Raw genomic sequence first — 19,844 nt, forward strand, 5'->3', positions numbered from 1 at the left:
GCTTGCGGGAGGGATGACGGACGAGCTTGCACGCCGCAATGCTGCAATCGGCCGTCCGAACCGCAAGTCGACCGCCACGCTTGTCAAGCTGAGCCCAGCAACGCGACGGATCAGGCGCCGCTGCGCTACAAAAGCCATACGTTAAGAATTTGCTAACAGGACGCGTTTGGCGTGATTGACAGGGGCAGGAAATTGCAACCTTGTTGGATCCTGGTCGTGGGTTGTCCGCCACGAGATTGGATCGCAGAAATGAGCTGGCTTTCGCTCCGCAAATTGACCGCAAGTGAAAGCAAGGCGCCGTCTTCACAGCAGACCGATGCATTGCTTCGTTCTCCAATACAGGATGTGCCTTTTATCCGTATTGCCGATGAGGCGGAGACGACGGAGCCGCTACTGGACAGTGAAGACCTTTCGCTGGATTCCCTTGGGCAGCACAACGAGAGCCTGCGGTTCCGCGTGGCGGAAATGTCCGAGCGCCTCGACGACCTGAAGTCGCTCCAGGCGGATTTCTCCGCCCTCCTGGTGCCGATCGTGGCGATCACCGAGGAGCTTCCGCGGGCCAAGGTCCGGACGGCGGAGCTCGAGACTCTGCTGGCGATGGAGCAGGGTAACGCGGCCACCCTCCGGCGCGATCTCGCCGACGCCACCGGACGCCTCGCCGCGGCGACCAACGACGTGGCGGCCGCCAAGATCCAGCTGCACCACCTCGAAACCAGCCTCCAGGCCCGCGACGCGGCGGCCGAGGAGGTGCGGATCGCCCTGCGCGACAAGACCCTGCAGGCCGAGAACCTGGAGCGGCGCCTCTTCGCCGAGACCGAGCAGAGCCGGGCCCTGCAGGGCGAGAGCAAGGCGCTGCGGGTGGAGGCCAAGGCCCTCGACCAGGCGCTGGCCCGGTCCGACAGCGAGCTGCAGGACCTGCGCGAGAGCCGGCACGCCCTCGACCGGGACAACCTCCGGCTCCAGAACCTGAGCGAGGCCCAGGCGGCCCAGCTCGCGGAACTGAGCGCCCGCGCTCAGGAGTTCGAGGGCCAGGCCGAGTCCAGCCGCGTCGCCCTGCACAACGTCGAACAGCAGCTGGCGGCGGAGATCGCCGCCGCCCAGAAGGCGGAGGCCCAGTACGAGGCCGAGGTCGCGAACCATCGCACCGAGCGCGCGAGCCTCGCCATGCGGGTGGAAGCCGCCACGAGCCGGCTCGCCAACACCGAGCAGATGCTGGCCCAGCTCCGCACGCAGCTCCGCGAGCGCGACGAGGCCGGCCGCTCGGCCGAGCGCGGCCTCAAGGAAGCCTCCATCGAGCGCGTCACCCTGGAGCGTCGGCTGGAGAGCGCCCAGGTCGACCTCGCCCGGCAGAACGAGCGCTTCCTCGAGATGCAGCGGGCCCGCTCGGAATTCGAGCACCGCTGCGAGATGCTGACCAAGGCGATGGCGGCCAAGGATGCGGCCCTGGAACAGGCCCTCGGCCGGGTCTCCAGCCTGTCCGACCGCATCGACCACCTCGTCCACCGCCAGGAGGTGGAGCGTGCGGATTTCGAGACCGTGAACCACCGCCTGATCGAGGAGCTCCAGCACGAGCGTTCCGAGCGCAAGCTCGCGCAGGGTGCCCTGGACATCGCCCGCGAGAGCCGCGTCGCCCTGCAGAAGCAGCACGAGGCCCTGCGTCGCTCGGCCCGCAGCTTCGCGGGGGACGAGGGGGCGCGGAGCGAGCCGGCCCCGGCCGCGCCCCCGCCGGAGCCGAGCAACGTCCGTCCCTTCTCGCCCCCGCCCGAGAAATAGCGCCCGACCCGACCGATCCAGCCTCGCCGACCCGACCCCTCCACCCCTTCAAGAGACGGCGCGGCGGAGACCCCGCGCAGGGATGCCCAGATGTCCGAGACCGCGCTTCGCGACCGAGAAACCTCCTCCGCCGGAGCCTGGCTGATGCGCAGCCTGCCCAGCCCCCATCGCGGGCCGGGGGCGCCCGAGCCGGCTCAGCAGGCCCATCTGGACGAGACCCTTCCGGCTCCGGCCAATGCCGGCCGGACGCGGGACTGGTCCGCCTCGCTCGATCTGATCCACGAGGCCACGGCCGCGATTCGCATCAGCGAGGAGCGGGCCGCGGAGCTGGAGCAGGAGCTGGAACGCACGGTCGCGCGGGCCCTGGAGCGGGCCACCGCCCTGGAGGCGCAGGTCGCCGCCGCGCAGACCCGCGCCGACCTCGCCGAGCGCCGGGCGGACGAGGCGGAGGAGTGGCTGGCCCGCCTGCACGACGCCGTGGTGGAGGGCTTCACCCGCCGTGCGCCGGCGGACGAGGCGAACCCGGCCAAGGTCGGAACGCCGTGAGGGGCCGGGGCGCCGGTGGCGGATCCATCCCGCGTGGTCACGCCGCCCGCCCGGGACCCTGTTCAACGACCGTCACCATGATCGTTTTCCCGTCCGGGTCTCTGCCCCCATGTCCGCTGCACCCATCTCCGCCGCTCCCATCCCAGCCGCTCCTATGTCCGCTGCCGCCTCCCCCGTCCTGTCGCCCGTGATCGATCTCGCGCTCGCCCGGCTGCCCGTCCGTCACGGGGGCGAGGCCTCGGACCCGCGCGAGACGGAAAGCCCCGTGCGGAGCGGCAGCCAGGCGCTTGCCCTGGTGCCCGTGCCGGCGATCACGCCCACCTCGGAACTCGGCGCCACGACCCTGCGCCTGGTCGAGCACAGCATGGAGACGATCCAGGCTCTGCACGAGCGGGTCGATACGATCTCGGCCCAGGCGCGGGACCTGATCCGCCTCACCCACCGGGAGCGGGTCGAGCAGCAGGCCGAGCTGGATCGGGCCCGCGCCGAGGCGTCCGCCTGGCGGCGTCAGGCGATGGAACTGGAGATCCGGATGCGCGAGGCCCAGCTGCGCGTCCGCGAGGCCGAGATGGCGCGGCGCGAGGCGGATCAGGCCGCCCTTGATGCGCGGGAGCGGGCCCGCTCCGCCGAGGGCGAGGTCCAGGACCTGGAAGCCTACCTGCGCAAGATCAGCGATTACCTGCAGGCCAATCTCGGACGAGTCCCGGGCCGGCCGTCGCGCGACGCCTGAGGGTCGGGCGGCGGCGTCGCGCCTCAAAAGAATCAGGTCCGGCGACGAGTCCGCCCGCGGTGGGGGCCGAGGCGGCCCAGGATGGCCGGAACGGGCCCGGCGGGCCCCCGCCTTCCCCCGGAGACCATGGTGCGGCGCAAGCGTAGCCATTCGTTGAGAAGGTTCGGGGATTTCGTCCGCTGAACTGATATACCAAGATGTTCGCTGCATCGCGGGATCGATTTGTCGAGTCTAGCGCCGCCGAGGACTTGCGTAGTCTGAACCGACCGTTAATGTTTCCCCTCCGCCGAAATCATATCGCGTCTAACCTTTTTTGACGGGGTGACAGCCATGTCCAACGTGATTCGCGTGAAGCCGACGCATGACGGCACCTATACGGTCTACCGGGGCGAGGCCGTGCTCGTCAGCGGCCTGACCCGCCTGCAGGCGGAGCGCTACGAGGCCAGCCTCGCCGCCCAGGCGAAGGTGCTGGAGGACGCCTGAGCCCTGAGATCCCGAGGCGGCGACGCCTCAGGAGCGGGCCAGCGGAAGGGCGCCGAGATCCGCGATGGTTCCGGACTCGGTCAGGCCCCGCTCGATGCCCGCGACGGCGTAGCCCGTCGCGCGGCGCGTGATCGTGTAGAGGTGGTAGCTCGCGCGGTGATGCCGGGCATCGCCCCGGGCCGAGGCCGAGGCGGCCCCCACCACCGGAATCGACGTTCCCCCCGGCCCGGGCACGAACGCGACGCTGCGGACGTGATTGTGCCCGTGCAGGATCAGCTCCGCCCCGGCATGGGCCACCATGGCGGTGAACGCCCCCGCATCCTTCAGTTCACGCCCGGACGACGTGCCGCCGGGATGCGACGGGTGGTGGATCATCACCACGCGGAAGGGCGGCTCGGGTTCGGCCCCCAGCGTCCGCAGCAGGGCCTCGGTGGCGGCGATCTGCTGCGGCCCGAGGCGGCCGCTCGCCATCAGGGGCTTCGTCGGCACCGCCGAGGACAGGCCGATCAGGGTCACCGGCCCGCGCCGGCGCAGGTACGGGAAATGCCCGTGCGTGCCGTCGTCGCCCGCCGTCCAGGCGCCGCAGGCGAGGAGCAGGCCCTCGAGGGAGCCGCGCACGTAGGCGTCGTGGTTGCCCGGCACGAAGCTCACGGTCTCGGGCGTCCCCAGGGCTTCCAGGAAGACCTTCGCGGTCGACCACTCGCTCGGCAGGCCGATGTTGCAGAGGTCGCCGGTGCAGGCGACGTGGTCGTGCCCCTGCGCCTGGAGGTCGGCCACCAGGGCGGCCAGCACCTCCATGTCGTGGGCGTCCTTGCGGCCGCGCTGCCAGTTCACGTAGCCGGTGGCCCGCTTGCTCAGAAGCTGGCGCAGGCGCGGGCGTGTCAGCGGCCCCACATGGGGGTCGGTCAGGTGGGCGAGGCGGAACATCATCCCCCAATGCGCGGTCGATGATCGGGATTTCGCGCCCCGCATCGCCCCATCCGGGGCCGGGGGTCAACCCTCGCCTTCCGAATCCGCCCGCCGTCCCTCAGGCGCTCCCGATGGCGATGCCGGCGAGGAGCACCAGGGCGCCCCCGAGCACGACCTGCAGGGCCGCGCGCCAGAACGGCGTCGCCATGTAGCGCGTGCGGATCGCCGCGATCGCCAGCAGCTCCACCACCACCACCAGGATGGCCAGGGCCGTCGCGACGCCGAAGGCGTTCGGCCAGGTGGAGGGGATCGCGTAGGGCAGCGTGTGGCCGAGGCCGCCCACCGTGGTCATCACCCCGCAGACGAGGCCGCGCATCCAGGGTGTTCCGCGCCCGGTGATCTGCCCGTCATCCGAGAGCGCCTCGGTGAAGCCCATGCTGATCCCGGCGCCGATGGAGGCGGCGAGCCCCACCAGGAAGGTGGCGCCGTTGCTGTGGGTGGCGAAGGCGGCGGCGAAGATCGGCGCCAGGGTCGAGACCGAGCCGTCGATCAGCCCGGCGAGCCCCGGCTGGACGTAGCGCAGGACGAAGGCGCGGTGCGCCTCCGCCGCGGCGGCATCGATCGCGGCCATCGGCTCCGGGGCGCCCTGGGCGGGGGAGATCATCATCATCGCGCGTCCTGTCCTGATGGGCTCCCTTCGGAGCGCGTTCCTCTTTGGACTCATTCCAATCTATAGCTTGGAATCAATCCAAACAAGCGCCCTGCGCCGGGTTTCGCCCCCGAAACGGCGGATTCGGCCGCCACAGCGCCGTTGCGCCGGCCGCGCGATCGGAGCTAGACAGCCGCCTGCCCGTCCGGCGCGCCGCGCGGGACGGCTCCGCGGACATCCCCTCCTCGACGGCATCGCCGGTCCGTCGGCGACGCGAAAGCGACGTGATGAGCCTCGTCAAACGCATCGGCCGCGCCCCGGCGGTCCAGCAGGCCCTCGGCATCCTCGCGGGCGGCTACCTCCGCCTCGTGCGGCGCACCAACCGCTTCACGGTGGAGCCGGCCGCGCCGGATGCCTGGCTCGACGCGCACAGCCCCTTCATCGCCGGCATGTGGCACGGCCAGCACACGATGATCTCGTTCATGCGCCGGCCGCACGACCGGATCGCCACGATCATCTCGCGGTCGGCAGACGGCAACATCAACACCATCGCGCTCACCCGCATGGGCGTCCGGGTGATCCGGGCCTCGGGCGCCCGCGGCCGCGTCCTGCGGGACGCCCGGGCCAAGGGCGGCGCCGAGGGCCTGCGCGCCATGCTGCGGGCCCTGAAGGACGGGGAGAGCGTGGCCTTCAGCGCCGACGTGCCGAAGGTCTCGCGCCGGGCCGATGCCGGCATCCTTACCCTGGCGCGCTTCTCCGGCCGGCCGATCATCCCCGTGGCGGTGGTGACGAGCCGGCACTGGCGCTTCGACAGCTGGGACCGGGCCTGCCTCGGCCTGCCCTTCGGCCGGGGCGCGATGGTGTTCGGCGAACCCCTCTTCGTGCCGCGGGACGTGGAGCCCGAGGCCCTGGAGGCCCTGCGCCGGCAGCTCGAGGCCGAGATGAACCGCGTCCACGACCGCGCCTACACCCTGGTCGGCCGGCCCGACCGGGTCGGGCCCCACGACCGCGTCGGCCATCCCGACCGCGTCGGGGCGGACGGCCGGGTCGGGGAACCGGCGTGAAGGCGATGGCGAAGGCCCCGCCCCTCACGGCGCTCCTGCGGGCCTACCGCACCGGTCTCTATCTCGGCGAGCCGGCGCTGGTGGGGCTGCTCGGCTGGCGCGCCCGCCGGGGCAAGGAGGATGCCGGACGCCTGGCCGAGCGGCGCGGCCTGCCGGGCCGGGCCCGGCCGACGGGCCGCCTCGTCTGGATGCACGGGGCCAGCGTCGGGGAGGCTCTGTCCCTGGTCGGCCTCGTGGACGGCATGATCGCCCGCGGCTTCTCGGTGCTGGTGACGACGGGCACCCGCAGCGCGGCCGACCTGATCGGGCGGCGCCTGCCCGCCGGGGCCGTGCACCAGTACATGCCCCTCGACGCGCCGCGCTGGGTGGACCGATTCCTCGCCCATTGGCGGCCCGACCTCGCCCTCGTCGCCGAATCCGAGATCTGGCCGAACACGGTGCTGGGCCTGCACCGGCACGGCATCCCCCTCCTCGTGGTCAACGGACGGATGTCCGAGCGCTCGTATCGGGGCTGGGCCCGCACCCCCCGGACCGCCGAGGCGCTGCTGGCCCGCATCGCGATCTGCCTTGCCCAGACCGACGCGGATGCCGACCGCTTCCGCCGCCTCGGCGCCCCCCGGGTCAGCATCGCCGGCAACCTGAAATACGATTCCGAGGTGCCCCCGGCGGATGGCCAGCAGCTCGCCCACCTGCGCGACCTCGTCGGCGACCGGCCGGTCTGGGTCGCGGCGAGCACCCATCCGGGCGAGGACGCCATGGCGGCCCGGGCCCATGCCCGCCTCAAGGAACGCTGGCCGCGCCTCCTCACCATCGTGGTGCCGCGCCATCCCCATCGCGGCGGCGACGTCGCCGCCTGCGCGGGGGCCGAGGGCCTGACCAGCGCCCGGCGTTCGCAGGGCGGGCGCCCCCATGGCGGGGTCGAGCTCTACGTCGCCGACACCCTGGGCGAGCTCGGCCTGTTCTACCGCCTGGGCCGCATCGTCTATCTCGGCGGCTCCCTGGTGCCCCATGGCGGCCAGAACCCGATCGAGCCGACCCGCCTGCGGGCCGCCGTGCTGCACGGGCCGCACATCCACAACTTCACCCAGGTCTATGCCGCCCTGGACGAAGCCGGCGGCGCCCTGACGGTGACCGACGCCGACGCCCTCGCGAAAACCCTGGACGCCCTCCTGGCCGACGGCCCCCGCATCGCGGCGATGAGCCGGGCGGGGGAAGCCGCGCTCCAGCCCTTCGAGGGCGCCGTCGCCCGCACCCTGGCGGTGCTCGATCCCTTCATCGCCCAGATGACGCTCCGGGCGATGGCGGCCCCGTGAGCGCCGGCTGATGCGCGCCCCCGCCTTCTGGGACGCAGGCCCCGGCCATCCCCTCGCCCGCGCCCTCGCCCCGGTGGGCGCCCTCTACGGCCGGCACACCGCCGCGCGGATGGACCGGCCCGGCGAAAGAGCCCCCTGCCCCGTCCTCTGCGTCGGCAACTTCACCCTGGGCGGGGCCGGCAAGACCCCCACCGCCCTGGCGCTCGCCGCCCACCTGCGCGCCCTCGGGGCGAACCCGGCCTTCCTGACCCGCGGCTATGGTGGGCGCCTCGCCGGGCCGGTGCGGGTCGATCCGTCCCGCCAGACGGCCGAAGAGACCGGCGACGAGCCCCGGCTCCTGGCCCGGGCCGCGCCGACGATTCTGTCGCGGGACCGCCCGGCCGGCGCCGCCCTCTGCGTCCAAGCCGGCGCCGACGTCATCGTCATGGATGACGGCTTGCAGAACCCGAGCCTCGCCAAGACGCTGTCGCTCGCCGTGGTCGATGCCGGCGCCGGCCTCGGCAACGGGCGGCCCTTCCCGGCCGGCCCCCTGCGGGTGCCCCTGGCCCGGCAATGGCCCCACATCCACGGCCTCGTGCTGATCGGGACCGGAGACCGGGGCGAGGCCGTGGCGGCGGCGGCGGCGGCCCGCGGACTCCCGGTCCACCGCGCCCGCCTGATCCCCGGCGCCGACCTGACAGGCCGCCGCGCCCTCGCCTTCGCGGGCATCGGCCGCCCCCAAAAGTTCTTCGCAACCTGCGAAGAGGCCGGCGCCACCCTGGTCGCGACCCGCGCCTACCCGGACCACCACCCCTACGGCCCCGCCGACGAAACCACCCTCGCGGCCGAAGCCACCCGCCTCGGCGCCGACCTCGTCACCACCGAGAAGGACCACGTCCGCCTCACCGCCCCCTTCGCCGCCCGCGTCGCGGTGCTGCCTGTTACTTTGGCGTTTGCCGATGAGGGGGTTTTGCTAGGGCAGTTGCGGGGGTTGGTTGTGGGGATTGGGCGATAGCAAAGATCAAGTCGGATCTTTGAAAGACTTTCTCGCCTGGCGCCCAATTCGATCTGCAGTTCGAAGCGGACAGGTCACTGACGACCCCAGGCGATTATACGGCCAACTATGAGCACTTCTTGAAAGTAGCAATCCGTCAGGGCGTCCAGCGGATGCGCTGTTCGTCAGAAGTACGCAGGCGGGATGCCGCCTCAAACCGGCTGCAACACAAATGGAACTGCTGGCCCGGCGAACGACCTCCATCGCTGTCACGCGTATGCAACACATCTCCTGCGAGACGCGACAGATTATAACGCTTCTAGACCAAGGCCAAGGTATATTCGAATACCTCGAAACTAGACGTGTGTGCTCGGAAACCTGCAAGCTTGACCGCATGTGTTTCTGGACCGTAACGGACCGAATTGATTCAAGTTGGTTTGCGTGCGTGAACGTGTCGAGCAAAATGCCCAAGAGAACCACTACGCTGGCCTCGTCCGCTGCTTTCGTGCTTCTGGCGCAATCGGGTTCGTTAGTCAGCTTCGGGCCCAGTTTGGCCGTAGCTCAGCTCGCCGCAGATGCTTCACAAGAGGTTCAGCTCGACGAACTTTCGGTGGCCGGCTCCGGAGCGTCTGCGGGCGGAACAGCACGCAAGGTCGATGGCTACCTTGCACGGGACAGCGTCAGCGCAACCCGCACCGACACGCCGATACGCGAGGTGCCGCAGACGGTCGTCGTCGTGCCGGATCGGGTTCTGCAGGACGCCGCCGCGACGCGGGTCGACACCGCCCTCGATCTTGCCGGCGTCGGCCGGGCCAACAATTTCGCGGGCCTTGGCCTGACGGAGTTCACCATCCGTGGCTTCAATACGGGCGAGTACTACCGCAACGGCTTCCCAATCAATCGGGGCTACCCGCCCTCGCCGGACGTGGTCTCCATTGAGCGAATCGAGGTGCTGAAGGGTCCGTCTGCCTTCCTATACGGACGCGGCGATCCCGGCGGGACCTTCAACATCGTCACTAAGCAGCCATTGGCCGAGCGAGCCCTTGCGATCGGCACGCAGTTCGGAAGCTTCAACCAGAAGCGCAGTACCTTCGATGCGACTGGCGCCCTCGACGAGCAAGGCCGGGTGCTCGCTCGCATTACGGGCGCCGTTGAGGACAACGGAAGTTTCCGCGACTTCGTACACGGCGACCGCTTCTACCTCGCTCCCGTCATCGCCTGGAAGCCCACCGCTGACACCACGATCACTTTGGAGGGCGAGTTCGCCAGCACGACGGCGACCTTCGACCGGGGCGTCGTGCCGATCAACGGTAACATCCGCGCCCTGCCGCGCAACCGCTTCATTGGCGAGCCCGGCATCCCGCCGGTGCGCAACGATAACGCCCTTGGCCAGCTGCGCATCGAGCACAAGCTCGATCAGGACTGGGTGGTCACTGCCGGCGTCCAGGCGCTGGGTGGGAAGCTCTTTGGCGACGGCGTAGGCGCCATGAATGTCCTCAGTGATGGGCGTACCCTACGCCGAACCTTTGAGCATCGCGACTTGAGTTGGTCGGATCTCGACCTGCAACTCAACCTCGCGGGCAAGTTCGAGACCGGCCCATTCCGCCATACTCTGCTGATGGGCTTGGAGTACGACACGTACCGCTATCGCGAGATCTTCGACCGCTCGAACGCAAACCTCTTCCCCTTCATCCTCGACCTCCTCTCGCCCCGCTACGGGCAATCCACCCGCCCTCCACTCACTTCGATCACCAACTTCCTGCAGAACACCGAGAGCTTCGGTGGCTACGTTCAGGATCAGATGGACCTCACCCCACGCCTTCATGCCCTTCTGGGCGTGCGCGTGGAGAATCTAGGCCTCGTTTCCACCGACTACCGCACCGGCCGCACCACGAGCCTGCAGGATACGGTCGCGACCCCGCGCTTCGGCCTCACCTACGATCTCACCGATGAGGTCTCGGTCTACGGCAGCTACGGCCGTTCCTTCCTGCCGAATACCGGCACGGATCGCTCGGGACGCCCCTTTGCTTTCCAGCAAGGCGAAGGCTACGAGGTCGGCGCCAAGCTCAGCCTACTCGACGGGCAACTGAGCGCCACGGCGGCTCTGTTCGACATCCGGCGCACCAACGTCCTCACGGCCGATGCCGTCGATCCAAACTTCAGCGTGGCGGCGGGCGAGGTGCGCAGCCGGGGCTTCGACCTGACCGTTGCTGGATATCTGGCACCCGGCTGGCGGGTGATCGGCACCTATACCCATGCGGATGCCTCCGTGAGCCGCGACAACACGCTGCCCGTGGGCACGCGGATCGCCAACATCCCTGCCGACACCCTCGCCCTGCAGAGCGTCTACGAGTTCCAAGGGGCAGAATTACGGGGGCTTGGTCTTGGTGGTGGCGTGACTTATGTCAGTCAGCGCAAGGCTGGCACCGCCCTCTCGACCTTTCGTCTGCCGGACTACACGATCTTAAGCCTGATCTCGTACTATTGGATCACTCCGCAGGTGCGGGTCTATCTCAATGTCGACAACCTACTCGACACGAACTATTACGACCGCGCCTTCCAGAACCGCTACGCTACACCGGGTACGCCGCGCACGATCATGGGCGGTGTCGCAGCACGCTTTTGACCTTTATCGTTGCCAAGAAGGGGCCTCTGAAACGGATCACCCATCTGTTTGGCGTCTACGACCACTGTAATGCCTGAACCGCCGGTAAGCGGACCAGCGAAAATCCGCCCAAGCTGGTCGTACGAGGCAATCCGATGTTAGGGCTGCACCCGCGGTAGCCTTCATCAAATTCGTATGTGCAGAACCTACCCGGTCTCTGACCTATTAATTGCGCGAAAATCCCCTAATCCGGACGTCCCGTCTCGGCGAGGCGCTGCATCGCCGCCTCGGGGCTGGCATAGGCCTCCTGTCGGGTCGCGCTCCAGTAGCGCAGGGCATCGAGGGGGATCGCCTCGCCGGTCACCGCGCAGCGCACGAAGCTGCCGGGCTTGATCACCCGCATGGTGCCGTCGCCGTACTCCACCACCGCCTCGCCGGAGGCGCCGCGCTCGAAACGTCCCAACATGGTCCCCCGCCTCCCGGCCCGTCTTCCATTCGCCCCGTCTTAGGAGCCCGGGGGCGCGCTGTCGATGCATCCGCCGCGCCGGGCCTCGACAGCCCCGCCCCTTGGTGCCTAAGTCGCGGGATGCCGTGCCGTGTCCCGCCCCGATGACCCCGGAATCCACGACTTTGGACGCCAAGATTTCGGACGCCAAGATTTCGGACGTCATGAGTCCGGACCTGTCCCGCCTGTTCGCGGCCGCCCGGGCCGCGCAGGGGCGCGCCTACGCCCCCTACTCGCGCTTTCCCGTCGGGGCGGCGCTCCTCGACGAGTCGGGCGCCCTCCATGCCGGCTGCAACGTCGAGAACGCCGCCTATCCGGTGGGGACCTGCGCCGAGGCCGGCGCCATCGCCGCCATGGTGGCCTCGGGCGGCCGGCGCATCGCCGCCGTGCTGGTCCTCGGCCCGGGGCCCGGCCTCGTCACCCCCTGCGGCGCCTGCCGGCAGCGCATCCGCGAATTCGCCGGTCCCGCGGTCCGGGTCCACGTCGCCGACCCGGCGGGCCTGCGCGCCGCCTTCACCGTCGGGGCCCTGCTGCCCGACTCCTTCGGCCCGGACAACCTGGGCGCCGCTCCCGGGGGGACCGATGGGGGATGAATCCTTGCGTGAACCGGAGCCGGGGGTCCAGGCCACCGCCGGTCTGCTGCGCGCGCAGGGGTTCGGCGGACCCTTCGCCTGCGCGATCGTCACCGGCACCGGACTCGGCGGAATCGTGCGTGACCTCGACACGACCCTCTCGGTATCCTACGGGCAGATTCCGGGGTTTCCGGCCCCGGGCGTGAGCGGCCATGGCGGCCGCCTCCATGCCGGGACCCTCGCCGGACGCCGGGTCCTCGTCTTCGAGGGCCGCGCCCACGCCTACGAGACCGGCGACGCCGCCGTGATGCGGGTGCCGCTCGGCGTCGCGCAAGTCCTTGGAGCACAAGCGCTTCTCCTCACCAATGCCGCCGGCTCCCTGCGGCCGGAGGTCGGTCCCGGCAGCCTCGTGGCGCTCACCGACCACCTCAACCTCTCGGGCCTCAACCCGCTGATCGGCGAGGCCAGCGACGCCCGCTTCGTGCCCATGGTGGGCGCCTACGACGCCGCCCTGCGCGCCCATCTCCTTGATGCAGCACGGGAATCCGGCGTCGTCCTGCACCAGGGCGTCTATGCCTGGTTCGCCGGACCGAGCTTCGAGACCCCGGCGGAAGTCCGCATGGCCGGCCTCCTCGGGGCCGACCTCGTCGGCATGTCGACGGTGCCGGAGGTCATCCTCGCCCGCTTCTACGGCCTGCCCGTCGCCGCCCTGTCCGTCGTAACCAACCTCGGCGCCGGGATCGACGGCGGCGATCCCCACCACGCGGAGACCAAAGCCGTCGCCGCCCGGGCCGGCGACGCCCTCGCCCGCCTGGTCGCCGCCTTCGTCGCCCGCCTCCCCGCGAGTGCCCCCTGATGACCGACGACGCCTCCATCGCCCGGCGGGCCCTGCCCCTCCTCGACCTCACCGATCTGAGCGAATCCTGCTCGGAGACCGCCATCGACGCGCTCTGCCGCGACGCCCGGGCGAGCGCCGTCGCCGCCGTCTGCGTCTGGCCGCACTACGTGAGCCGCGCCGCCGGACTGCTGGCCGGCACGCCGGTCCGCGTCGCCACCGTCATCAACTTTCCCGCCGGCGGCGACGACATCGAGCGGGCGGTGGAGGATACGACCGAAGCGCTGGCCGATGGCGCCCACGAGATCGATCTCGTCCTGCCCTATCGCAGCGTCCTCGCTGGCGAGACCGGCACGGCGCGCGCCATGCTCGCCGCGATCCGCGACGTCTGCGACAACGGTCGTCTGCTGAAGGTCATCCTGGAGACCGGTGTCCTGGCGACCCCGGATGCCATCACGGCCGCGAGCCGCCTCGCCATCGAGGCCAGGGCGGATTTCCTCAAGACCTCCACGGGCAAGAGCGCGGTCTCGGCGACCCCGGAGGCCGCCGAGACCATGCTCCGCGCCATCCGGGACCACGCGGGGGGGCATCCCGTCGGTCTCAAGGTCTCGGGAGGCCTGAAAACCGTCGCGGATGCGGGCACTTACCTCGCCCTCGCCGATCGCATCATGGGGCCGGCCTGGGTTTCTCCCCGCACATTTCGCCTCGGCGCCAGCAGCCTGCGCACGGCCTTGGTCGCGGCCTCCGCCGAGCCCGGCCGATGAGGCTGCCCCAAGAACTCATCCGCACCAAGCGGGACGGCGGCGCGATCCCGGCCGAGGACATCGCGGACTTCGTCGCGGGCCTGACGGACGGGCGGGTGACCGAGGGGCAGGCCGCTGCCTTCGCCATGGCGGTGTTTTTCCGCGGCCTGTCGCGGTCGGAGCGCGTGGCGCTGACCCGGGCGATGACCCAGTCCGGCACCGTCCTGCGGTGGGACCTACCCGGACCCGTCCTGGACAAGCATTCGTCCGGCGGAGTGGGGGACGCGGTCAGCCTCGCGCTCGCACCGATGGTCGCGGCCTGCGGCGGCTACGTCCCGATGATCTCGGGACGCGGCCTCGGGCATACCGGCGGCACCCTCGACAAACTCGCGAGCATCCCGGGCTACGACGCGATGCCGGGCCTCGACCGCTTCCGGAGTGTGACCGCCGATGTGGGCTGCGCCATCATCGGACAGACCGCAGACCTCGCGCCCGCGGATCGGCGCCTCTACGCGATTCGGGACGTGACGGGCACTGTCGAGTCCCTCGACTTGATCACCGCCTCCATCCTGTCCAAGAAACTCGCTGCCGGCCTCGACGGCCTGGTGATGGACGTCAAGGTGGGCTCGGGCGCCTTCATGGCCGAGCGCCCGGAAGCCGAGGGTCTTGCGCGAAGTATCGTCGATGTGGCGGGTGGTGCGGGCCTGCGTACGGTGGCGCTGATCACCGACATGGACTCGCCCCTCGCGTCGGCGGCCGGAAACGCCGTGGAGGTCGCCTATACCCTCGACTATCTCACCGGGCGCTCGTGCGAGCCGGCCTTCCACGCCGTGACGCTGGCGCTTGCCGCCGAGATGCTGGTGGTCGGCGGCCTCAGTTCCGACGTCGCGGACGCCTCTGCCCGCCTGGAGAACGCGAGAGCGTCAGGCCGCGCGCTCGAAGTCTTCGCCCGGATGGTCACTGCGCTCGGAGGGCCCGTCGACCTCGTCGAGCGGACCGGGCGCTATCTGCCAAAGGCGCCGATCACGCGCGCGATCGCTGCGATGACGGACGGCTACGTCGCCTCGATCGCGACGCGAGATCTGGGCATTGCGGTGATCGGTCTCGGTGGTGGTCGAACCCGCCCGCAGGACGACATCGATCCACGTGTCGGCTTCACCGGGCTGCCCCGTATCGGAGCTCGGATCGAGCAAGGCCAGCCGCTTGCGATGGTCCATGCAGCCGATGCAGCCTCCGCCGAGCGAGCCGAAGCCGCTTTGCTGGCGGCCTACCGCATCGACCCGACACCCGTGGAGCGAACGCCTGCGGTCCTGGAGCGGATCGCGGGATAGGCAGGCGCCGGCTCTTCGGTGAAGCACCGGAAGCCGGAGCGGTCAGTAGTCGTAACGTCCGCGACTGTGGTGATGGTGACGACGCCCTTCCCAACCGCGGTAATGATCCCAGCCGTGATCGCGATGCCCCCAGCCAAAATGCCGGCGCTGGTGACCATAGCCGCGGTCCTCGTGATGGCGGCGATGATGGCCCCAATCACCATGCCCGCCCCAGTACTGCACCGGGGTGATTGCGGTTTGCGGATCCCCGTGGACCAGCGCCACGAGGGGCAAAGCCTGCGCATTCGTCGCGAGTGCGAGGCCGCCGGCGAAGCTCATCACGGCGAACAGAGTTCTCATTCCCCGCAAAGAAACTGCGCGCAAGGTGATCATCGTGAAGCTCCTGTCTCGATTGCCAAGGCGGGTCTCGCCCTCGGCATCCGGGATAGTGCTCTGGCACTGAACGCGAACTGAGACCTCTCTTCAGCCTGCGTTCGGAAATCCAACGATCGCCCTCAGGGTCGGCGATAGACCCAGACACGCGCTGGCGGAAGATTGAGCCAGACTCGGTTCGAACGACTGGCCGTGTAAGTGCCGGCATCGCACCGGGCCGGGATCGGCGGGACCACCGCGTAGGTGAACTGCACGAACGGCGCACTCGGATGCATCATTTCGTGGGCAGCGTTCAAGAGATCGAGACGTTGCTCTAAGGGCTTCGTGAAGAGCGGAAGGCTTGAAACCATCGCCGCCGCCTTCTCCGCCAGCATCGTGCCGAACGTTTCGCGAATGTTGTAGGCGTCGCCGCGCAAGATCGTCGCGCGGGGAAAGCGTTTCTGCAGCAGCTTGCAGAAATCCGGATTATACTCGACCAGGATCAGGCGCTCCTGCTCGACGCCACGCCGGATCAAGGCCTCGGTGACGGGTCCCGTCCCAGGTCCGAGTTCAATTACAGGGCCGGAGATGCGCGGATCGACGTAGGAGGCCATCGTGCGGGCGAGCATCTTGCCAGACGGCGTCACAGCGCCAGTGACGAGGGGACGCTCGAACCAGGAACGCAGGAATCGCGCCTCGTCCTCCAGCGGATCCCGCCGTGTACGGTTGGCACCGGAAGCGAGGTCGGCTTTTGCGCTGGAGCGGCGTAGCGGCGGCAAGACCCTATGTCCTCAGATCACGGGTTGGGAGGGAAAGGCTAGACGACGAAGCTCTCCGGCAGTCAAGCTTGCAAACATCGAACCCGCCGGGGCGCACACAAGGATCGTGCAGGCGGTGCTCGACCGCCACATGCGATAACCGTGGCCGAACGGTTTTGATCCGAAGGATATTGCAAGTCTATGTCCTGGCTACCCCACCGAGCCCGTCGAAGAAATCCTTGACCTTGGAGAAGAAGCCCGCGCTCTCCGGATGGTTCTCGTCGGAGGCCGACTGATCGAACTCTTGGAGCAATTCGCGCTGGCGCTTCGAGAGGTTCTGCGGCGTCTCGACGAAAACCTGGATGTAGAGGTCGCCGACGTCGCGCGATCGCAACACCGGCATGCCCTTGCCCTTGATACGGAATTGCTTCGCCGTCTGGGTGCCGGCTGGGATACGGACCTGGGTTTGCGAGCCATCGATAACCGGCACGGTGATTTCGCCCGAGAGCGCCGCGGTCACCATGGAGATCGGCACGCGGCAGAACAGGTCGGCGCCGTCACGTTGGAAGAACTCGTGCGGCTTGATCGAGAGGAAGACGTAAAGGTCACCCGCCGGTCCGCCGCGCAGGCCCGTCTCGCCTTCGCCGGCCAAACGGATCCGCAGGCCGTCGTCAACGCCGGCCGGTACGTTGATGGCGAGGGTCCGTTCGCGCGTCACGCGGCCTGCACCGCTGCAGGCGCTACAGGGATCGTCGATCACCTCGCCGCGGCCGTGGCAGTTCGGGCAGGTGCGCTCGATGGCGAAGAAGCCCTGGGCCGCACGCACACGGCCATAGCCACCGCAGGTCTGACAGGGACGCGGCTTCGAGCCGGCCTTGGCACCGGAGCCGGAGCAGACCTCGCAGGTGACCGAGGTCGCCATCTTGATGGTCTCGGCCTTTCCGCTGAACGCCTCTTCGAGGGAGATCTCGAGATTGTAGCGGAGATCGGCGCCACGCTCGCGTGCCGGGCCGCCGCGCGCGCCGCCACGCCCGCCGCCAGCGCCGGCCCGGCCATCACCGAAGAAGTTGTCGAAGATATCCGACATGAAGTCGCCGAACTCGTTTCCGAATCCGGGACCGCCGCCGCCACCCTGCTGGAATGCGGCGTGGCCGAAGCGGTCGTACGCGGCACGCTTTTGACCGTCAGACAGGCACTGATAAGCCTCGTTGATTTCCTTGAACTTGAGCTCGGCCTCTGCATTTCCCGGATTGCGATCCGGGTGATAGCTCATGGCGAGCTTACGGAAGGCGACCTTCATCTCGCCGTCAGTCGCGGTCTTGGAGACGCCCAGAATCTCGTAATAATCCCGCTTCGACATTCCCGTCCTCAAAGTCCCCGGCGCTTCGATCCGACTGGACCGCACCGTCCCCATTAAACGCCGGTGCGCCTGAAACGCGGCTGGTTCCGCTCATCGGGACAAGCCGAACATGGCTCGGGGCCGGATCGCTCCGGCCCCGTCTTCAGATGTAGGCGTTATGCCCGCTTCTTCTGGTCCTTGTCATCGACTTCCTGGAAGTCGGCGTCGATGACGTCGTCCTTCTTCGCCTCACCGGTGCCGGCTTCGGCCCCCGCCTCACCGGCTTGGTTGGCGGCGTACATCGCCTCGCCAAGCTTCATCGAAGCCTGCATCACGTCGGTGGTGCGGGCCTTGATGACCTCCACATCGTCCCCCTCGAGGGCGGTGCGGAGCGCGGTGATGGCCGTCTCGATGGCGCCCTTGTCGTCCGCAGTGACCTTGTCGCCGTACTCCTTCACCGACTTCTCGGTGGCATGGATCAGGCTCTCGCCCTGGTTCTTCACCTCGACGAGTTCGCGGCGCTTCTTGTCCGCCTCGGCATTCGCCTCGGCGTCCTTGACCATCCGCTCGATATCGGCGTCCGACAGGCCACCCGACGCCTGGATGCGGATCTGGTGTTCCTTGTTCGTCGCCTTGTCCTTGGCCGTGACGTTCACGATGCCATTCGCGTCGATGTCGAAGGTCACCTCGATCTGCGGCATGCCGCGCGGGGCCGGAGGAATGCCCATCAGATCGAACTGGCCGAGCAGCTTGTTGTCGGCCGCCATCTCGCGCTCGCCCTGGAAGACCCGGATGGTCACCGCGTTCTGATTGTCCTCGGCCGTCGAGAAGGTCTGGGACTTCTTCGTCGGGATCGTGGTGTTGCGGTCGATCAGGCGAGTGAACACGCCGCCCAGGGTCTCGATGCCCAGCGACAGCGGGGTCACGTCGAGGAGCAGCACGTCCTTGACGTCGCCTTGGAGCACACCGGCCTGAACCGCCGCGCCGATGGCCACGACCTCATCCGGGTTGACGCCCTTGTGGGGCTCCTTGCCGAAGAAGGACTTCACGACTTCCTGGATCTTCGGCATGCGGATCATGCCACCGACCAGCACCACCTCGTCGATTTCGGAGGCCGAAACGCCGGCATCCTTGAGCGCCTTGCGACAGGGTTCGATGGTGCGCTGGACGAGATCGTCCACGAGGGATTCGAATTTCGCTCGGCTGAGCTTGAGCGCGAGGTGCTTTGGACCCGTAGCATCGGCCGTGATGTAGGGCAGGTTGATCTCGGTCTGTGTCGCTGACGACAGCTCGATCTTGGCCTTCTCAGCGGCTTCCTTGAGGCGCTGGAGGGCGAGCTTGTCCTTCGTGAGGTCGATGCCCTGCTCGCGCTTGAACTCGCTTGTCAGATACTCGACCACACGGTTGTCGAAGTCCTCGCCACCCAGGAAGGTGTCGCCGTTGGTGGACTTCACCTCGAATACGCCATCACCAATCTCAAGGATCGACACGTCGAAGGTGCCACCGCCGAGGTCGTAAACTGCGATGGTGCCAGCCTTCTTCTTGTCAAGGCCGTAGGCGAGGGCCGCCGCGGTCGGCTCGTTGATGATTCGCAAGACCTCGAGACCGGCGATCTTGCCAGCATCCTTGGTGGCCTGGCGCTGGGCATCGTTGAAGTAGGCGGGTACCGTGATGACGGCCTGCGTCACCGGTTGACCGAGATGCGCCTCGGCCGTCTCCTTCATCTTCTGCAGGGTGAAGGCGGAAATCTGCGAGGGCGAGTACTTCTTGCCGTCCGCCTCGACCCAGGCATCGCCATTGTCGCCGCGAACAATCTTGTAGGGGACAAGACCCTTGTCCTTCTGCGTCATCGGATCGTCGTAGGTCCGACCCACGAGACGCTTGATGGCGAAGAAGGTGCGCTCTGGGTTCGTGACCGCCTGACGCTTGGCGGGCTGGCCCACGAGCCGCTCGCCCTCGTCGGTGAATGCGACGATCGACGGCGTGGTGCGCGCACCTTCCGAATTCTCGACGACCTTGGGCTGCGTGCCTTCCATGACGGCCACGCAGGAGTTCGTGGTGCCGAGATCGATACCGATTACCTTACCCATGGTGGGATCCCTCTGTTGTCGTTTGGTCAAGCAGACCGCCGAGCCCCGAAGCAGCTCGGCCCATGGCTTTGCAAAACTGACTGTGTGAGAACGGGCTTGGACACCGGTTTGCGCCCCGGAACGGTGCAGAGCCGGGTCTTAATCCCGCGTCTCGGCCGATATAAGAAGGGTGTCGCGAGGCCGCAAGGCAGAGCCCGGCGAGGAGGTGCATCCGATTGCGCGGAACCGCGTTACCCCCCTCATCGACTTGGAATTCCGACAGCTTCACGGGCCGC

The 19,844-nt window shown here is 68.7% G+C and carries 18 protein-coding genes and 1 pseudogene; 12 read left to right on the forward strand and 7 right to left on the reverse strand.

Annotated features, from left to right (window positions below; genetic code table 11):
- The first annotated feature begins 249 nt into the window (after positions 1-249).
- From ASG51_RS09595 to ASG51_RS24610, 4 genes are all read left to right on the forward strand, one after another.
- Positions 250-1,773, forward strand: a complete 1,524-nt coding sequence (locus ASG51_RS09595; RefSeq protein WP_277996203.1) for a chromosome partitioning protein ParA — start codon at positions 250-252, stop codon at positions 1,771-1,773.
- A 90-nt stretch (positions 1,774-1,863) separates the two neighbouring features.
- Positions 1,864-2,319 (forward strand): hypothetical protein, encoded by a 456-nt coding sequence (locus ASG51_RS09600; protein WP_056213714.1) that lies wholly within the window; start codon positions 1,864-1,866, stop codon positions 2,317-2,319.
- Between the two features lie 154 nt (positions 2,320-2,473).
- Positions 2,474-3,049, forward strand: coding sequence for a hypothetical protein (locus ASG51_RS09605; protein WP_056213717.1), 576 nt, complete (start codon positions 2,474-2,476; stop codon positions 3,047-3,049).
- 330 nt (positions 3,050-3,379) lie between these two features.
- Complete coding sequence (locus ASG51_RS24610) at positions 3,380-3,532, forward strand: hypothetical protein (RefSeq protein WP_200917569.1); 153 nt, start codon at positions 3,380-3,382, stop codon at positions 3,530-3,532.
- A 27-nt stretch (positions 3,533-3,559) separates the two neighbouring features.
- On the opposite strand, the gene ASG51_RS09610 is transcribed toward ASG51_RS24610, so the two are convergent.
- Positions 3,560-4,459 carry a metallophosphoesterase gene (locus tag ASG51_RS09610; protein WP_056380825.1) on the reverse strand — a complete coding sequence of 300 codons (900 nt, stop codon included), beginning with the start codon at positions 4,457-4,459 and terminating at the stop codon, positions 3,560-3,562.
- A 100-nt stretch (positions 4,460-4,559) separates the two neighbouring features.
- Positions 4,560-5,060, reverse strand: a pseudogene (locus tag ASG51_RS09615) (VIT1/CCC1 transporter family protein); the annotation flags it as partial.
- A 317-nt stretch (positions 5,061-5,377) separates the two neighbouring features.
- On the opposite strand from ASG51_RS09615, the gene ASG51_RS09620 reads away from it, so the two are divergent.
- The 4 genes from ASG51_RS09620 (at position 5,378) to ASG51_RS09635 (ending at position 11,066) form a co-directional block, all read left to right on the forward strand.
- A complete protein-coding gene (locus ASG51_RS09620) occupies positions 5,378-6,154 on the forward strand; it encodes a lysophospholipid acyltransferase family protein (RefSeq protein WP_056380465.1) in 777 nt (258 codons plus the stop codon).
- 5 nt (positions 6,155-6,159) lie between these two features.
- On the forward strand, positions 6,160-7,467 hold the full coding sequence (locus ASG51_RS09625) for a 3-deoxy-D-manno-octulosonic acid transferase (protein ID WP_056380826.1): 1,308 nt from the start codon (positions 6,160-6,162) through the stop codon (positions 7,465-7,467).
- A gap of 10 nt (positions 7,468-7,477) precedes the next feature.
- A complete protein-coding gene (gene lpxK / locus ASG51_RS09630; protein ID WP_056380466.1) occupies positions 7,478-8,461 on the forward strand; it encodes a tetraacyldisaccharide 4'-kinase in 984 nt (327 codons plus the stop codon).
- A gap of 442 nt (positions 8,462-8,903) precedes the next feature.
- Complete coding sequence (locus tag ASG51_RS09635) at positions 8,904-11,066, forward strand: TonB-dependent siderophore receptor (RefSeq protein WP_200941333.1); 2,163 nt, start codon at positions 8,904-8,906, stop codon at positions 11,064-11,066.
- Between the two features lie 223 nt (positions 11,067-11,289).
- On the opposite strand, the gene ASG51_RS09640 is transcribed toward ASG51_RS09635, so the two are convergent.
- Positions 11,290-11,511 carry a DUF2093 domain-containing protein gene (locus ASG51_RS09640; protein WP_056213726.1) on the reverse strand — a complete coding sequence of 74 codons (222 nt, stop codon included), beginning with the start codon at positions 11,509-11,511 and terminating at the stop codon, positions 11,290-11,292.
- A 203-nt stretch (positions 11,512-11,714) separates the two neighbouring features.
- Between ASG51_RS09640 and ASG51_RS09645 the strand changes: the two genes are divergently transcribed.
- The 4 genes from ASG51_RS09645 to deoA are packed head-to-tail and all read left to right on the forward strand — an operon-like array spanning position 11,715 to position 15,031.
- Positions 11,715-12,143 carry a cytidine deaminase gene (locus ASG51_RS09645; protein ID WP_056380828.1) on the forward strand — a complete coding sequence of 143 codons (429 nt, stop codon included), beginning with the start codon at positions 11,715-11,717 and terminating at the stop codon, positions 12,141-12,143.
- Positions 12,144-12,147: 4 nt separating this feature from the next.
- On the forward strand, positions 12,148-12,978 hold the full coding sequence (locus ASG51_RS09650) for a purine-nucleoside phosphorylase (RefSeq protein WP_244480107.1): 831 nt from the start codon (positions 12,148-12,150) through the stop codon (positions 12,976-12,978).
- Positions 12,978-13,721 (forward strand): deoxyribose-phosphate aldolase, encoded by a 744-nt coding sequence (gene deoC, locus ASG51_RS09655; RefSeq protein WP_056380472.1) that lies wholly within the window; start codon positions 12,978-12,980, stop codon positions 13,719-13,721. Before ASG51_RS09650 ends, deoC begins: the two co-directional genes overlap by 1 nt.
- Complete coding sequence (gene deoA, locus ASG51_RS09660) at positions 13,718-15,031, forward strand: thymidine phosphorylase (RefSeq protein ID WP_056380473.1); 1,314 nt, start codon at positions 13,718-13,720, stop codon at positions 15,029-15,031. Before deoC ends, deoA begins: the two co-directional genes overlap by 4 nt.
- Before the next feature lie 42 nt (positions 15,032-15,073).
- On the opposite strand, the gene ASG51_RS23320 is transcribed toward deoA, so the two are convergent.
- The 4 genes from ASG51_RS23320 to dnaK form a co-directional block, all read right to left on the reverse strand.
- Entirely contained in the window at positions 15,074-15,403 is a 330-nt protein-coding gene (locus tag ASG51_RS23320) for a hypothetical protein (RefSeq protein WP_244480108.1), read from the reverse strand.
- Between the two features lie 122 nt (positions 15,404-15,525).
- A complete protein-coding gene (locus tag ASG51_RS09670) occupies positions 15,526-16,161 on the reverse strand; it encodes an rRNA adenine N-6-methyltransferase family protein (RefSeq protein ID WP_056380475.1) in 636 nt (211 codons plus the stop codon).
- A gap of 178 nt (positions 16,162-16,339) precedes the next feature.
- Positions 16,340-17,500, reverse strand: coding sequence for a molecular chaperone DnaJ (gene dnaJ / locus ASG51_RS09675; RefSeq protein WP_056213741.1), 1,161 nt, complete (start codon positions 17,498-17,500; stop codon positions 16,340-16,342).
- A gap of 155 nt (positions 17,501-17,655) precedes the next feature.
- On the reverse strand, positions 17,656-19,569 hold the full coding sequence (gene dnaK, locus ASG51_RS09680; RefSeq protein WP_056213744.1) for a molecular chaperone DnaK: 1,914 nt from the start codon (positions 19,567-19,569) through the stop codon (positions 17,656-17,658).
- Between the last annotated feature and the right edge of the window lie 275 nt (positions 19,570-19,844).

Origin of the sequence: Methylobacterium sp. Leaf465, from assembly GCF_001424705.1 — a bacterium.
Taxonomy (GTDB): domain Bacteria; phylum Pseudomonadota; class Alphaproteobacteria; order Rhizobiales; family Beijerinckiaceae; genus Methylobacterium.

Bases quoted from the DNA above. Each gene is read 5' to 3' on its own strand.
- ASG51_RS23320 (WP_244480108.1), bottom strand. From the start codon at position 15,403: ATGATCACCTTGCGCGCAGTTTCTTTGCGGGGAATGAGAACTCTGTTC.
- ASG51_RS24610 (WP_200917569.1), top strand. From the start codon at position 3,380: ATGTCCAACGTGATTCGCGTGAAGCCGACGCATGACGGCACCTATACG.
- ASG51_RS09600 (WP_056213714.1), top strand. From the start codon at position 1,864: ATGTCCGAGACCGCGCTTCGCGACCGAGAAACCTCCTCCGCCGGAGCC.
- ASG51_RS09605 (WP_056213717.1), top strand. From the start codon at position 2,474: ATGTCCGCTGCCGCCTCCCCCGTCCTGTCGCCCGTGATCGATCTCGCG.
- deoA (WP_056380473.1), top strand. From the start codon at position 13,718: ATGAGGCTGCCCCAAGAACTCATCCGCACCAAGCGGGACGGCGGCGCG.
- dnaK (WP_056213744.1), bottom strand. From the start codon at position 19,569: ATGGGTAAGGTAATCGGTATCGATCTCGGCACCACGAACTCCTGCGTG.
- ASG51_RS09625 (WP_056380826.1), top strand. From the start codon at position 6,160: ATGGCGAAGGCCCCGCCCCTCACGGCGCTCCTGCGGGCCTACCGCACC.
- deoC (WP_056380472.1), top strand. From the start codon at position 12,978: ATGACCGACGACGCCTCCATCGCCCGGCGGGCCCTGCCCCTCCTCGAC.
- dnaJ (WP_056213741.1), bottom strand. From the start codon at position 17,500: ATGTCGAAGCGGGATTATTACGAGATTCTGGGCGTCTCCAAGACCGCG.
- ASG51_RS09640 (WP_056213726.1), bottom strand. From the start codon at position 11,511: ATGTTGGGACGTTTCGAGCGCGGCGCCTCCGGCGAGGCGGTGGTGGAG.
- lpxK (WP_056380466.1), top strand. From the start codon at position 7,478: ATGCGCGCCCCCGCCTTCTGGGACGCAGGCCCCGGCCATCCCCTCGCC.
- ASG51_RS09620 (WP_056380465.1), top strand. From the start codon at position 5,378: ATGAGCCTCGTCAAACGCATCGGCCGCGCCCCGGCGGTCCAGCAGGCC.
- ASG51_RS09595 (WP_277996203.1), top strand. From the start codon at position 250: ATGAGCTGGCTTTCGCTCCGCAAATTGACCGCAAGTGAAAGCAAGGCG.
- ASG51_RS09635 (WP_200941333.1), top strand. From the start codon at position 8,904: ATGCCCAAGAGAACCACTACGCTGGCCTCGTCCGCTGCTTTCGTGCTT.
- ASG51_RS09610 (WP_056380825.1), bottom strand. From the start codon at position 4,459: ATGTTCCGCCTCGCCCACCTGACCGACCCCCATGTGGGGCCGCTGACA.
- ASG51_RS09645 (WP_056380828.1), top strand. From the start codon at position 11,715: ATGAGTCCGGACCTGTCCCGCCTGTTCGCGGCCGCCCGGGCCGCGCAG.